13 protein-coding genes and 1 tRNA gene are annotated in these 13,298 nt (G+C 65.0%); 5 read left to right on the forward strand and 9 right to left on the reverse strand.

The window, feature by feature from the left end; translation table 11 throughout:
- Positions 1 to 9: 9 nt before the first annotated feature.
- The gene (locus DK926_RS23165; protein WP_165839657.1) at positions 10 to 444 is read left to right on the forward strand and encodes a DUF1707 domain-containing protein; all 435 of its coding nucleotides are present in this window, start codon (positions 10 to 12) and stop codon (positions 442 to 444) included.
- Here the strand turns inward: DK926_RS23165 and DK926_RS23170 are convergent.
- Positions 435 to 1,211: a VOC family protein gene (locus DK926_RS23170; protein ID WP_114332344.1), complete on the reverse strand. Its 777-nt coding sequence runs from the start codon at positions 1,209 to 1,211 to the stop codon at positions 435 to 437. The genes DK926_RS23165 and DK926_RS23170 overlap by 10 nt on opposite strands.
- Positions 1,212 to 1,303: 92 nt before the next feature.
- On the opposite strand from DK926_RS23170, the gene DK926_RS23175 reads away from it, so the two are divergent.
- On the forward strand, positions 1,304 to 1,525 hold the full coding sequence (locus DK926_RS23175) for a hypothetical protein (protein ID WP_125833451.1): 222 nt from the start codon (positions 1,304 to 1,306) through the stop codon (positions 1,523 to 1,525).
- 21 nt (positions 1,526 to 1,546) lie between these two features.
- Here the strand turns inward: DK926_RS23175 and DK926_RS23180 are convergent.
- Positions 1,547 to 1,617 (reverse strand) — tRNA-Cys (locus tag DK926_RS23180).
- A gap of 96 nt (positions 1,618 to 1,713) precedes the next feature.
- On the opposite strand from DK926_RS23180, the gene DK926_RS23185 reads away from it, so the two are divergent.
- On the forward strand, positions 1,714 to 2,247 hold the full coding sequence (locus DK926_RS23185) for a MarR family transcriptional regulator (protein WP_165839658.1): 534 nt from the start codon (positions 1,714 to 1,716) through the stop codon (positions 2,245 to 2,247).
- Between the two features lie 37 nt (positions 2,248 to 2,284).
- Positions 2,285 to 3,151, forward strand: coding sequence for a hypothetical protein (locus tag DK926_RS23190; RefSeq protein ID WP_243636982.1), 867 nt, complete (start codon positions 2,285 to 2,287; stop codon positions 3,149 to 3,151).
- On the opposite strand, the gene DK926_RS23195 is transcribed toward DK926_RS23190, so the two are convergent.
- The 7 genes from DK926_RS23195 to DK926_RS23225 all read right to left on the reverse strand — a co-directional run bounded on the left by DK926_RS23195 (position 3,138) and on the right by DK926_RS23225 (position 12,218).
- A complete protein-coding gene (locus DK926_RS23195) occupies positions 3,138 to 3,914 on the reverse strand; it encodes an enoyl-CoA hydratase (protein WP_114332347.1) in 777 nt (258 codons plus the stop codon). The genes DK926_RS23190 and DK926_RS23195 overlap by 14 nt on opposite strands.
- Positions 3,911 to 4,819 carry a 3-hydroxyisobutyrate dehydrogenase gene (gene mmsB / locus DK926_RS23200; RefSeq protein WP_068426948.1) on the reverse strand — a complete coding sequence of 303 codons (909 nt, stop codon included), beginning with the start codon at positions 4,817 to 4,819 and terminating at the stop codon, positions 3,911 to 3,913. The genes DK926_RS23195 and mmsB overlap by 4 nt, the downstream gene beginning before the upstream one ends.
- Complete coding sequence (locus tag DK926_RS23205; RefSeq protein ID WP_114332348.1) at positions 4,816 to 5,868, reverse strand: enoyl-CoA hydratase/isomerase family protein; 1,053 nt, start codon at positions 5,866 to 5,868, stop codon at positions 4,816 to 4,818. Before DK926_RS23205 ends, mmsB begins: the two co-directional genes overlap by 4 nt.
- Positions 5,865 to 7,004: an isobutyryl-CoA dehydrogenase gene (locus DK926_RS23210; protein ID WP_114332349.1), complete on the reverse strand. Its 1,140-nt coding sequence runs from the start codon at positions 7,002 to 7,004 to the stop codon at positions 5,865 to 5,867. The genes DK926_RS23205 and DK926_RS23210 overlap by 4 nt, the downstream gene beginning before the upstream one ends.
- A gap of 3 nt (positions 7,005 to 7,007) precedes the next feature.
- Positions 7,008 to 8,516, reverse strand: a complete 1,509-nt coding sequence (locus tag DK926_RS23215; protein WP_114332350.1) for a CoA-acylating methylmalonate-semialdehyde dehydrogenase — start codon at positions 8,514 to 8,516, stop codon at positions 7,008 to 7,010.
- 139 nt (positions 8,517 to 8,655) lie between these two features.
- Entirely contained in the window at positions 8,656 to 9,408 is a 753-nt protein-coding gene (locus DK926_RS23220; protein ID WP_114332351.1) for an SWIM zinc finger family protein, read from the reverse strand.
- On the reverse strand, positions 9,408 to 12,218 hold the full coding sequence (locus DK926_RS23225) for a DEAD/DEAH box helicase (protein ID WP_114332371.1): 2,811 nt from the start codon (positions 12,216 to 12,218) through the stop codon (positions 9,408 to 9,410). The genes DK926_RS23220 and DK926_RS23225 overlap by 1 nt, the downstream gene beginning before the upstream one ends.
- A 126-nt stretch (positions 12,219 to 12,344) precedes the next feature.
- Between DK926_RS23225 and DK926_RS23230 the strand changes: the two genes are divergently transcribed.
- A complete protein-coding gene (locus DK926_RS23230) occupies positions 12,345 to 13,250 on the forward strand; it encodes an NADP-dependent oxidoreductase (protein WP_114332352.1) in 906 nt (301 codons plus the stop codon).
- Positions 13,251 to 13,298: the final 48 nt, after the last annotated feature.

The raw sequence follows: 13,298 nt of genomic DNA on the forward strand, positions 1-13,298 counted from the left end.
GAGACTGCGATGTCCTATCAACCGTCCACGTCCCACTCACCTGCGTCACGCGTCTCCGACGCCGAACGCGATTCGGCAGTCGAGGCCCTGACCGGCCACGTGTCGACGGGTCGGCTGTCGATCGACGACTTCGACGCCCGTGCCGCACGCGTCTACTCGGCCGTGACACGCGCGGATCTGACGTCGGTGTTCGACGACCTGCCGCAGGCAACTGACCCTGAGGTTTCCGCGAAGCCGGTCCGGCGTGATCACGAGATCGCGGCGTGGGCAGGCGTCGGCGTGCTGTGCCTGGTCATCTGGGCTGTCACGTCGATTGCGACGGGCGGCGTTCTGTACTTCTGGCCGATGTGGGTGATCGGGCCGTGGGGAGCAATGCTGGCGCTGCAACGCGTGACCGGCATACAGATGCCGATGGGCTGCGCGGGGCGTCGGGTCTACGACTGAACGATCGACGCGATCTGGAACCGCGCACCCAGCGGGTCCGCGATGCCCGCGATGCGTCCGAACGGTGAGTCCTTCGCGGCGTCGACGACCGTCCCTCCGAGTGCGGTCACTTTCTCGACTGCAGCATCGGTGTCGTCGACTCCGAAATAGAGCCGCCAGTGCGACGGGACGTCGGCCTGCAGGTATCTGTCGGCGTCCATGATGCCCGCGACCATGCCACCAGCGACGAAGCCCTGGGAATACCGGAACTCGTCGGTGTCGCCCAGAACGCCGTACGTCCATCCGAACACCGACTCGTAGAACTCCAGTGCAGCGCCGTAGTGGTGCGTGAATTGCTCGTGCCAGACGGGTGTTCCGTGCTCACCCCACAACCCGTATCCGCGGTGCTGATCGGCCTGCCAGATACCGGTGACCGCTCCCCCTGCATCGACGACGAGCGCCATCGTGCCCTGGTCTCCGACCTGCATGGCAGGACACAGCACCTGCGCGCCTGCTTCGACGGACTTGGCGACGCTTGCCTCCGCATCCGCGGACGCAATGTAGGTGTTCCACACGTTCGCGATCGTGGTGCCGGGCATCTGTCCGCCGAGACCCGCCACCGGCTCGTCGTTCTTCAGGAACGTCGTGTACCCGCCGTACTCGGCTTCCTTGCTGACATCGGCTTCCCAGCCGAACAGACCGTTGTAGAACGGCACGACGGTGCGGGGATCCGAACTGGTCAGATCGACCCAGCACGGAGCGTCGACGCGGTAATCCTTGGCAGGCATGCACACAAGGTACGCGGGTGGTCCAACACTCACTGCACATCGGCGGGGGCAAGGCATGTTTCCTCACAGCTACTCCGTGGAAAGTGATGAGCATGGCTACATACCAGTTACGCGGCGCAGACGACGCCGTACTCGCGCAGACCGAACTGCCCTCCGACACCCGCGCGATGGCGTGGATGGTCTCGGCAGCCACCGTCAACCGTCGCGCACTCGACGGCAAACGCTGGGAAGGCTTCCGCCTCGACGACTCCGGATGGGAGCACCGCTTCTCGGGCGCATACCGCAAGCAAGAAGTCGGGGTCGGTCTCAGCTGACCGAACCCGACTTCCTCATCGAGCGAGCGACGGGATTCGAACCCGTGTAAACGGCTTTGCAGGCCGGTGCCTAGCCACTCGGCCACACCCGCATCGATAGCTACTATGCCGTGTCGACCACGCGTCGACCATGGTTCGAATCAGCGTGATTCGAACGTAGGCTCACGCGCCGTGGGAAGATGGACCGCATGTCTACATCGTCGCCTCTCCCGCTCGATCCCATCGCAGAAGCCCACCGTCAGTGGACCAAGCATGGATGGGGAGACGTCGCCGACGGGATGGCTGCCGTCACATCGCTGATGCGCGCGCAGCAGATCATGCTCGCCCGTGTCGAGGAAGTGCTCAAGCCGACGGGACTTACGTTCTCGCGCTACGAATTACTGACGCTGCTCACGTTCACGAAGAACGGCGCGCTGCCGATGGCGAAGGCCAGCGCCCGCCTCCAGGTTCACCCGACGAGTGTGACGAATGCCGTCGACCGACTCGAGGCCGCGGGATACGTCCAGCGCACACCTCATCCCAGCGATCGCCGCACGACACTCGTCGAGATCACCGAGTCCGGCCGCGCACTTGCTGTGAACGCCACCGAGAAACTCAACGATCAGGTGTTCGGCAAGCCCGGCCTGGCCAAGGAACGGTTGACGTCGCTGGTACGCATCCTTGCCGAACTGCGTCGTGCTGCGGGCGATTTCGACGACGGCGGCACCGGTTCTGCCTGGTGAGTCGGGCGCCCGCCACGCGTTCATGATCAAATAGCACGTGAGCGCTGCGGGGGCAGCGCACAGGTTGGAGACTTACGTGTTGGTCGTCGGCGTCGGGGCGGGTGCGCATGGGGCACGCGCAATCCTCACCTATCTGGACAGTCCGCATCGCGCACCGATCGCCACGCGCACCGTGCGCAGGCGCCGAGGTCAATCCCTCGTCTCCACGGTCTCCGACGGCGTGTCTGCACTGCATGCGATCGCGTCGAAACTGGCTCTGCAGGTACGACACTCCGCGATCGCCTACCGCGTCAGCGAAGATGCAGATGCAATCACCTCGCATCGCGACGCGGCCGCGTCCGCACTCGTCCACGAAACCGCAGCACAACTACGCTATCTCCGCTTCACCGGCATGGTTCCGAATCATGGCTCGACGGTGGTGTGCGACATGGGAAGCACCGGAATGACGGTCTCCGTCGTGGATCTCGCGGGCAGCGACACACTCAGGTCCACGCGCACTTCCACGTTCTGCGGAGACGACCTCGACCACCTCGTGCGACGGCACCTGTCATCCAACAAAATTCGTGTCGACGTCGATCGTTCGCGTCTACTGAAGGAACAACTCAGCACAGGAGGCGTCGTCAACGCGCAGAACCCAGACGGACCCGGCAGCCATGTCCTCACGCGCAAAGACTTCGAGGACATGATCGCCGGGTCGGTCCGGTACGCCACGATGGTGGTGGGTCAAACGGTCGAGCTGTCCGGTGCGAAGCCGTCGTCGATCGTGCTGGTCGGTGGCGGCGCGAACGTGTCGTCGATCGGAGCGTCGTTCGAGCGCCACCTCGGGCTGCGCACGCACGTACCCGAACACCCGGAGCTGGTGTCGGCGCGGGGCGCAGCCCTGCTGTCGGTCAGCGGTGGGTGAACTTCGCCTGCCGCTTCTCGATGAACGCGGTCATGCCTTCTTTTTGATCCTCGGTGGCGAACGTCGAATGGAACAGCCGACGCTCGAACCGAACACCTTCTGCGAGAGTCGATTCGAAGGACCGGTTGACCGCATCCTTCGCCATCATCGCGACCGGTAGCGACATCTCGGCGATCGTCGTCGCAGTCTCGAGTGCGTCGTCGAGCAGTTCCGCGGCGGGCACGATGCGAGACACGAGGCCGGCGCGCTCGGCCTCGTCGACCTTCATGTTGCGGCCGGTCAAGACCATCTCCATCGCCTTGGCCTTGCCGACGGCACGCGTAAGGCGTTGCGATCCACCGATTCCCGGAATGACACCGAGCTTGATCTCGGGCTGACCGAACACTGCCGTATCCGACGCGATCAGCACGTCGCACATCATGGCGAGTTCGCACCCGCCACCGAGCGCGTAGCCCGACACAGCGGCAACGATGGGAGTGCGTGCGGCGCTGAGTCGATCCCAGGCACTGAAGAAGTCGTCCTGGTACACGTCCATGTACGACTTCGGCTGCATCTCTTTGATGTCGGCACCTGCCGCGAACGCCTTCTCCGAACCCGTGATCAGGATGGCACCGATGCCTTCGTCGCCATCGAGATCCTCGACGGCTCCGACGACCTCACGCATCAGCTGGGAGTTCAACGCATTCAGGGCCTTCGGCCGATTCAGCGTGATGATGCCGACGCGGCCGCGACGCTCGAGCAGGATCGTCTCGAAGTCGGTCATTCGGCCGCCCCCGTCGAACGCTCGCGGATGTCGTTGATGATGCCGGAGAAGTCGACATCGGTTCCGCCGCCGGAGGTTTCCTTGAACTTGGAGTAGATCTCCGCCGCCTGCAGCCCGAGAACTCCCTCGACGCCGTTGGCGCGCAACGCGTTCGCCGCCAGACCGAGATCCTTGTCCATCAACGCGGCCGCGAAGCCCGGCTTGTAGTCGTTGTTGGCGGGGCTCGTCGGAACCGGGCCAGGGACAGGACAGTTGGTGGTCAACGCCCAGCATTGGCCCGACGCCGTCGACGACACGTCGTAGAGCGCCTGGTTGCTGAGGCCCAACTTCTCGCCGAGTACGAACGCCTCGCTGATCGCGATCATGGAGACACCGAGAATCATGTTGTTGCAGATCTTCGCGGCCTGGCCGTTGCCCGCCTGACCGCAGTGCACGACCTTGCGTCCCATGACGTCGAGAACCTCTGCAGCGGACGCGAAGTCCTCCTCGGAACCGCCGACCATGAACGTCAACGTTCCCGCCGCGGCACCACCGACGCCACCCGACACGGGCGCGTCGAGACCGCGGTGGCCCGCTGCCTCGATCAGCTTGTGTGCGGCATGGGCGTCGGCGACGTCGATGGTGGAACTGTCGATGAACAGCGTCCCAGGTGTCGCAGCAGGCAGCAGTTCCTCGTAGAGACCGAGGACGAGACGCCCGTTCGGAAGCATCGTGATGACGATGTCCGCACCCTGCACGGCCGCGACAGCCGAATCGACGACGGTGACGCCGTCCGACTTCGCCTGCGTCAAAGCAGCTTCGACGAGATCGAAGCCCTGAACCGTATATCCGGCCTCGACGAGATTCGCTGCCATCGGGCCACCCATGTGGCCGAGGCCAACGAAGCCGATCGTCTTCCCACTCATGCGTTCCTCTCCAGACCTAGTTCGGTGTCACCCAACGGCGCGAAGTACCGATCGACGTCGGCGTCGGTCACGTCTGCGAGTGTTGCAGGCGACCACTTCGGATTTCTGTCCTTCTCGACCACCTGCGCACGGATGCCTTCGACGAGATCGTGCGACTCGAGCGATGCGAGAGACACGCGGTACTCGTCGTTCAGTACCTCTTCGAGCGACGACGCCGCGGCCGCACGTCGCAGCGATTTCAGCGTCACTTTCAAAGACACCGGCGACTTCGACTCGATGTCCGACGCCGCCTTCTCTGCGTCGGCAATTCCACTGCCGCGCAACCCTTCCACAATCGCTTCGACGGTGTCCGCACCGTAGTAGAGGTCGATCCACTCCTGCGACGCGGCGAGCGACGACGCCGGAGCCTCGTCGGTGAACTCCTCGAGCGCCGCCGACAACGAGCCGGTCTCGAGCGCGTCGTAGAACTTCTCGAGGTTCTCCGACGGCATGTAGTGATCGGCGAAGCCGGCGGCGATGGCGTCGCCTGCATCCATGCGAGCGGTCGTCAGACCGAGATGTGTTCCGAGCTCGCCGGGGGCACGCGAGAGCAGGTACGTGCCACCGACGTCGGGAACGAAGCCGATACCGACCTCGGGCATCGCGATCTTCGAGCGTTCGGTGACGATGCGGGTGTTGCCGTGCGCCGACAATCCGACGCCTCCGCCCATGACAACGCCGTCCATGATGGCGACGTAGGGCTTGTCGAAGCGCGCGATCGCCGCGTTGAGGATGTACTCGTCGCGCCAGAAATCCTTGGACCCGCTACCGCCGTCCTTGGCGTCGTGATAGATCGACACGATGTCGCCGCCCGCGCACAGTCCACGCTCGCCGGCGCCGACGAGGAGCACCAGTTCGACCTCGTCGTTCGACGCCCACTCGTCGAGCTTCGGCGCAATCTGTTGCACCATCGCATGATTGAGCGCGTTTATGGCTTTCGGTCGGTTCAGCGTGATCCGGCCGACGCCGCCGCGGACGTCGAACAGAACTTCTGGATCTGGCTCTGTCATGCTGCTCCCACAATCGAGCGAGCCACGACGACTCGCATGATCTCGTTGGTTCCTTCGAGGATCTGGTGCACGCGGAGATCGCGGACGATCTTCTCGACACCGTACTCGGCAAGATACCCGTAGCCACCGAGCAGTTGCAGCGCATCGTTGGCGACCTCGAAGCCTGTGTCGGTGGCGAATCGCTTTGCCATCGCGCACAGTTCGACCTTGTCCGACGCGTTGTTCTGCAGGGCATCCGCAGCACGCCACAGCATGGTGCGTGCTGCTTCGAGCTCGGTCTTCATGTCCGCCAACCGGAACTGCAAGGCCTGCTGATCGAGCAGTCTGCTACCGAACGCCTTGCGGTCCAACAGATACGCGACAGCCTTCTCCAGCGCGCTCTGCGCGCCACCGATCGAACACGCCGCGATGTTGAGACGGCCGCCGTTGAGGCCGTTCATCGCAATGCGGAAGCCCTCGCCCTCACCGCCGAGCAGATTCGCCGCAGGCACTCGGACGTCCTCGAAGATGACCTGACGCGTCGGCTGCGCGTTCCAGCCCATCTTCTTCTCGTTCGCACCGAACGACAGCCCCGCCGAATCCTTCGGCACGATGATCGCCGAGATCCCCTTCGGACCCGCATCCCCGGTACGCACCATCACGACATAGACATCCGACGTTCCCGCACCGGAGATGAACTGCTTGACCCCGTTGAGGACGTAGTCGTCGCCGTCGCGAACAGCCTTGGTGGACAGGGCCGATGCGTCGGAGCCCGCCCCCGGCTCGGTGAGGCAGTAGCTGCCGAGCTGGTCCATCGAGCACAACCCCGGCACCCACTGACGACGTTGCTCGTCGGTGCCGTAGGTGTCGATCATCCACGTCACCATGTTGTGGATCGAGATGTACGCCGCCAGCGACGGATCACCCGTCGCCAACTGCTCGAAGATCCTTGCCGCGTCCACACGTGTCAGACCCGACCCACCGACTTCCTCGTCGACGTAGATTCCGCCCATTCCCAGACCGGCGGCCTTACGCAACACGTCCACCGGAAAGTGCTTGTTCTGATCCCACTCGACGGCATTCGGCGCCAGGAACTCGTCGGCGAAATCCCTCGCCGTGGAGTTGATGGCCTTCTCGTCCTCGGTCAATGTGAACATGGATCAGTCCATGTTGGGGATGACGAAGTGGTTCGAGGCAGCTGCCTCCTTGGTGCCGGACGGCCACCGCTGCGTGACGGTCTTGGTCTTGGTGTAGAAGCGCACCGAGTCGGGGCCGTGCTGGTTCAGATCGCCGAAGCCGGAACGCTTCCAGCCACCGAAGGTGTGGTACGCGATCGGCACCGGGATCGGAACGTTGACGCCGACCATACCCACCTGCACACGCGTCGTGAAGTCGCGGGCGGTGTCACCGTCGCGGGTGAAGATCGAGACACCGTTGCCGTACTCGTGCTCGGTCGGCAGACGCAGCGCGTCCTCGTAGTCCTTGGCGCGCACCACGATCAGGACAGGGCCGAAGATCTCTTCCTTGTAGATGCGCATGTCCGTGGTGACCTTGTCGAACAGCGTTGCGCCGGCGAAGAATCCGTTCTCGTGGCCTTCGAGACGGAAGTCGCGGCCGTCGACGACGAGCTCGGCGCCCTCGTCGATACCGATCTGCGTGTAGTCGTTGACTCGCTTCAACGCGTCGGCTCCGACGAGCGGACCGAAGTCGGCGTCCTCGTCGTCGCTGCGACCGATCTTCAGCGTCGCGACGCGTTCCTTCAGCTTGGCGACGAGCGCGTCAGCGGTCTCCTCGCCGACGGGCACTGCCACGGAGATGGCCATGCACCGCTCGCCCGCCGAGCCGTACGCAGCCCCCAGCAGAGCGTCGGCGACCTGGTCCATGTCGGCGTCGGGCATGACGAGTGCGTGGTTCTTCGCACCGCCGAAGCACTGGGCGCGCTTGCCGTTCTTGGCGGCTTGCTCGTAGATGTACTGCGCGATCGGCGTCGAGCCGACGAAGCCGATGGCCTTGACACGGTCGTCGTTCAGCAGCACGTCGACGGCGTTCTTGCCGCCGTTGACGACATTGAAGATGCCCGGGGGCAGACCTGCCTCGAGGAACAGCTCGGCCAGCTTCAGCGGCACGGACGGGTCACGCTCGGACGGCTTGAGAATGAACGCGTTACCGCAGGCGATGGCCGGGCCTGCCTTCCACAGCGGGATCATCGCCGGGAAGTTGAACGGGGTGATACCCGCGACGACGCCGAGAGGCTGACGCATCGAGTAGACGTCGATGCCGCCGCCCGCGCCCTCGGTGAACTCGCCCTTGAGCAGGTGCGGGATACCGGTCGCGAACTCGACGACCTCGAGGCCACGCTGGATGTCGCCCTTGGCGTCGGCGATGGTCTTGCCGTGCTCGGACGACAGCAGACGTGCCAGCTCGTCCATGTCGCGGTTGATCAGCTGCAGGAACTTCATCAACACGCGGGCACGGCGCTGCGGGTTCCAGCGTGCCCACTCGACCTGCGCCTGCTCGGCGTCCGCGATGACGGCCTCGACCTCGGCATCACTGGCGAGAGGCACCCTGGCCTGAACCTCACCGGTGTTGGGGTCGTAGACGTCGCCGAAGTTGCCCGACTCTCCGGGGACATGCTTGCCGCCGATGAAATGCGTGAGTTCGCGAGCCATTGAAATCCGTCCTAACAGGTACGAGAAAGTGAAGTGTGCTCATCCTATAGTCGGACTTCCATGTATGTCGAGGGGACTCGCTACGTGCGCGCGAATGTATAGCGGGCTATACATTCGCGCGCACGTGGGGCGAAGCCCCCTACAGCCGTCGATAGAACGCCCTCAGATCCTCGACACCCCGCGTGACCTCGTGCTCCTCCGATCCCGTCGACCGCAGGGCCCGCCTGAGCACCATCATGTCGAGGTCGTCCACGGCGGGTGCGAAGTCAGGTTTCGGCAGCGCCGGGAACTCCATCTCGTCGCCGAACCAGTCGTCCGTCCCGACCTCGACCTCCGCCTCACCGACTCCCTCGATCAACTGGTCGAGATCCACCCCGCGCAGCGTCAGGATCGTCGTCGCGGACGCGTCGATGTGCTCGGCCGCGATGTACATCAGCGCGGCCGCGTGCTTGCACGGCCACCCGTCGTCGGGGCAGGTGCAGTCGAAGTCGAGTTGCCCCTTGTCGTGCGGCAGCAACGTCGACGCCAACGCCTGCGGTATCGCGTTGGATGCGAGTTCCGCGAGCATCCCCGGATTCGACGACACTCGATCCACCAGCGCGTCGATCTGCCCCGAGGACAGTGGATCGACAATCACCGACGCCGAGAACGGCTCGAGCTGACTGCCCTGCACCTCGCCGTAGATCTGCCCGCGCTCGACGCCGAGGTTCAGCACCTGTCCCCCACGCGCGTACGTTCGGCCGCGCGCGATGCGCCCCGGGTCGGCGAGTTCTTCCATCGCCGTCACGAAATGACGGCCCCACCACGTCTGCCCGAACGCGCCTCGCTTGTTGCGAGCTTCGATGCCGCCCTTGGCTTGTCGACGTTTCCCGTACTGACTGAAGTCGGCCATCACTCACCCACCGCGTCGTCACCCAGCCGGAACAGCTCGCGCAGCTCACCGGTGTCCATCTCGGTGACCCAGTTCTCCCCCGTGCCGACGGTCATGTCGGCCAATTCCTGCTTGGACGTGAGCATTCCGACGATGCGCTCTTCGATCGTGCCGACGCACAACAACTTGTGGACCTGCACGTTCTTGCGCTGACCGATACGGAAAGCACGGTCGGTCGCCTGGTTCTCCACCGCCGGGTTCCACCATCGATCCATGTGCACGACGTGGTTGGCCTTCGTCAGGTTCAGGCCCGTACCACCGGCTTTCAGCGACAGAATCATGATCGGCGGACCGTCGTCGCGCTGGAAGTTCTCGACCATGCGGTCACGCTTCGACTTGGTCACCGCCCCGTGCAGGAACGGAACCTCGGTACCGAACCGTTCGGCGAGGTACGGGGCGACGATGTCACCGAACTCGCGAAACTGCGTGAACAGCAACGCTTTCTCGTTGTCGCCGAGCACCGCGTCGAGAATGTCTTCGATCAATCCCACTTTCCCGGAACGATGCTGCCCGCGCCGCAGCACCGGCGACCCGTCGGACAGAAAATGCGCGGGGTGATTGCACACCTGCTTGAGTCGCGTGATTGCCGCCAGCACCGCGGCTTTGCGTTTCATGCCCTTCTTGTCGGCGATCTGCGCCATCATCTCGTCGACGACTGCCTTGTACAACGCCGCCTGCTCGGCCGTGAGATTCGACCGCACCGTCATCTCGTTCTTCTCCGGCAGATCCGAGATCACCGCCGGATCGGTCTTGACGCGTCGCAGGATGAACGGCGACGTGATCGCCCGCAGCCGCGTCACCGCACCCTCGTCGCCCTCCCGCTCGATCGGCACCGAGAAGCGGTTCCGGAAATCCGACGGCTTTCCCAGCATCCCCGGGTTGGCGAAATCGAGAATGGATCGCAGCTCGTCCAGTCGGTTCTCGACGGGTGTGCCCGTCAGCGCGAGCTTGTGTTCGGCGGGAATCGCCCGGGCGGCCCTGGCCTGGGACGTGGTCGAGTTCTTGATGTGCTGGGCTTCGTCGAGCACCATCCGGCGCCAGGTCTGCGCTGCGAGCCGCTCACGGTCCTTCGCCATCAGCGCATACGTGGTGACGACGAGATCGTGCTCGCCGACGGCCTTGTCGAATTCGTCGTCCCGGAGCCGCGTCGGCCCGTGGTGGACCATCACACGCAGGTGCGGGGTGAACTTCGCCGCCTCCCGTTGCCAGTTTCCGACGACGGACATCGGCGCGACGAGAAGCGTCGGCGACGGGCTGCTCTCGTGCGCGAGAAGGGCCAGGACCTGCAGTGTCTTACCGAGGCCCATGTCGTCGGCGAGCACGGCACCGAGGCCGAGACGGCTCATGAACGCAAGCCAGGACAGGCCCCGCTCCTGGTACGGCCGCAGCACGGCGTCGACGGTCTCGGGCGTCGGAATCTGCTCCGGGGACGCGCCGGGTTCGAGCAGCGTCGCCGCCCATCCCGACGCCTGCACCTCCCCGACGGGCACCGGCGGCGGTTCCGCGATCGTCATCTCTCGCACCAATTTGCCGAACGGGGTGCCGTCGCCATGGTGTTCGGCCACGTATTTCGCGGCCCGCGCGAGCTGGCTGCCGTCGGCCATGACCCAGGTGCCCCGGAGACGAACGAGATCTCCCTTGCCCACGGCGAGGCGATTCATCTCGGCCTCGGTCAGAACCATGTCGCCCAGCTGCAGCTGCCAGTCGTACGAGACGAGTTCGTCCATCCCGACGGCCCGATTGTCCGCGGCCTTGCTGACGGGTACGTCGACGCGCAACCGCATCGACGGATCGAGACGTGTCCACGCGCGCGGCAGCAGCACGGCGACGCCCGCGGACTGCAGCGCGGTCGCACCGTGCTCGACCAGGTCGATGACGACCGACGTCGGCAGCAACAGGTCGAGCGAATTCGGGGCGTTCGGCAGATCCCGCAGGCGCGGATACGCGGCGACGGCCTCACCCACCTTGCGGACGGCCGTGCTGAGCAGGGACGCGTCGACGCGTCGGTTCATCGGAACGGGTATGGGCGCGTCGTCGCCGACACGCAGGCACACCTGGAGAGTCCAGAGAAGCTCGTCCTCGGTGTCCTCGGTGTCCTTCTCGTCGTCGGGCTCGAGCAGCCGCAGCACGAGCGACGGCTCGTCGACGGTCAGGCTGGCTCGCCAGGTGTCCAGCAGCGTCGCAGTCTGTTGAACGCCCTCGAGGTAGGGCTCGTCGTCGACGAGCGCCTGCCACATCGGATGTTCCGTATTCGGTTTGCCGAGAATCGATCTCACGATCGGGTCGGTGAGCTCGTCGACGACGCTGCCGAGAAGCTGCCTCGGTCGACCCGTGGCACGCAGCGCGGGCGGCATCGCGACGGCGAGTTCGCTGAGCCAGGCCCGCTGACGCTCCCCACCGACGAGCGTCCATCGTGGCCACCACTGGCCGTCGGCGCGCGTCAGTGTGGGGACGACGCGCCCGGCCTTCGCCCACACTTCGATTCCGCGGGCGACGTGACCGAGGTAGCGCAGGTCCCCGGAGATTCCGGAGTGCGACGACGGAGTGCGCAGCAGCAATTCCGCGGCATTCATGGGAGCGAGCCGTATGGCCGGAATCTGTGCGGTGTTCGGTTCACCTGAGGTCGACGGGAACGCGACGGTTGCACGAGCTCGAAAAGTCCTGGTCAGCGCGCGTGCATGTGCAGCGGGAAGTTCGGGCTCGTGTCCGGTGGAGAGCTCGTCGTTCCACAGCATCAGGCCCTCTTCCGTGGACCAGAGACCGTGCAGCATGGTGTCCATCCAATCAGGTTGGGCATGGTGTTCCAGTGGTGACCCGCGGGTGCGGATTCCCGCTCCGAGACACGCGAAAGTGGAACACCATGCCCATCCTTTGCTTGCTTTTGGCACAGTGGATGCATGATCGCGTATGGATTCAGCGAGTACGGTGGGCCCGAAACCGAGTATTTTCTCGACATTCCGATCCCGGATCCTGGACAGGGTCAGCTCCTGATCGCGGTCCACGCCGCGGGCGTCAATCCCGCCGATTGGAAGGTCAGATCCGGCAATCGCAAGGACACCGTGCAGACGCAGTTGCCCGCGGTCCTCGGTCGCGAGGTAGCAGGAACGGTCGTTCAGGTCGGCACCCACACCGACGGCTTCTCGGTCGGCGACGAGGTGTTCGGGTCGACCGCAGCTGGACACGGCGGATACGCGCAGTACACCGTGCTCAACGCCGCGAACGCGGCCGCCAAGCCCGAATCCGTGTCGTTCGCCGTCGCCGCCACGTTGCCGGTCGCGGCAGGTACCGCGTACGACGCATTGGACCAACTCGCCCTGCACAAGAAGGACACGCTGCTCGTTCTGGGTGCGGGCGGTGGCGTCGGCTCGGCGGCGCTGCAACTGGCGCGCGCCGACGGCATCTCGACCATCGGCGTCGCCAGTGCGAGCAAGAAGGACTGGGTGAACAGCCTCGGTGCGACGTTCGTGGAATCCGGCGAGAACTTCACGGACTCGCTCGCCCGTCCCGTCGACGGAATCTTCGACCTGGTCGGAGGAGATACCCTGCGCGCCGCCGCAGCGCACACCACGCCCGGCGCACCGATCATCAGCGTCGCCGATCCGGTACTCGCCGCGTCACTTGGAGGATCGGGAGTCGCACGCGATCGCAGTGCCGCGGCATTCACCCGACTCGCCGAACTGGTCGCGTCGGGAGTTCTTCGGCCGCACATCGAATCGACGTTCCCGCTCGAGCGTGCAGGCGAGGCACTGGCAGCCGTCGAGAGCGGACACGCGACGGGCAAGGTCGTCGTCGAGGTGAGCTGACCGTGTCGGACCCGTACGGCACACTTCTTGCCGAAGGTTCGAAATCGC

The organism is Rhodococcus sp. Eu-32, from assembly GCF_003336925.1.
Taxonomy (GTDB): Bacteria; Actinomycetota; Actinomycetes; order Mycobacteriales; family Mycobacteriaceae; genus Rhodococcoides; species Rhodococcoides kyotonensis_B.

Coding starts and splice junctions, on each gene's coding strand:
- DK926_RS23165 (WP_165839657.1), top strand. CDS start 10: ATGTCCTATCAACCGTCCACGTCCCACTCACCTGCGTCACGCGTCTCC.
- DK926_RS23170 (WP_114332344.1), bottom strand. CDS start 1,211: ATGCCTGCCAAGGATTACCGCGTCGACGCTCCGTGCTGGGTCGATCTG.
- DK926_RS23175 (WP_125833451.1), top strand. CDS start 1,304: ATGGCTACATACCAGTTACGCGGCGCAGACGACGCCGTACTCGCGCAG.
- DK926_RS23185 (WP_165839658.1), top strand. CDS start 1,714: ATGTCTACATCGTCGCCTCTCCCGCTCGATCCCATCGCAGAAGCCCAC.
- DK926_RS23195 (WP_114332347.1), bottom strand. CDS start 3,914: ATGACCGACTTCGAGACGATCCTGCTCGAGCGTCGCGGCCGCGTCGGC.
- mmsB (WP_068426948.1), bottom strand. CDS start 4,819: ATGAGTGGGAAGACGATCGGCTTCGTTGGCCTCGGCCACATGGGTGGC.
- DK926_RS23205 (WP_114332348.1), bottom strand. CDS start 5,868: ATGACAGAGCCAGATCCAGAAGTTCTGTTCGACGTCCGCGGCGGCGTC.
- DK926_RS23210 (WP_114332349.1), bottom strand. CDS start 7,004: ATGTTCACATTGACCGAGGACGAGAAGGCCATCAACTCCACGGCGAGG.
- DK926_RS23215 (WP_114332350.1), bottom strand. CDS start 8,516: ATGGCTCGCGAACTCACGCATTTCATCGGCGGCAAGCATGTCCCCGGA.
- DK926_RS23220 (WP_114332351.1), bottom strand. CDS start 9,408: ATGGCCGACTTCAGTCAGTACGGGAAACGTCGACAAGCCAAGGGCGGC.
- DK926_RS23225 (WP_114332371.1), bottom strand. CDS start 12,218: ATGCTGCACGGTCTCTGGTCCACGGAAGAGGGCCTGATGCTGTGGAAC.
- DK926_RS23230 (WP_114332352.1), top strand. CDS start 12,345: ATGATCGCGTATGGATTCAGCGAGTACGGTGGGCCCGAAACCGAGTAT.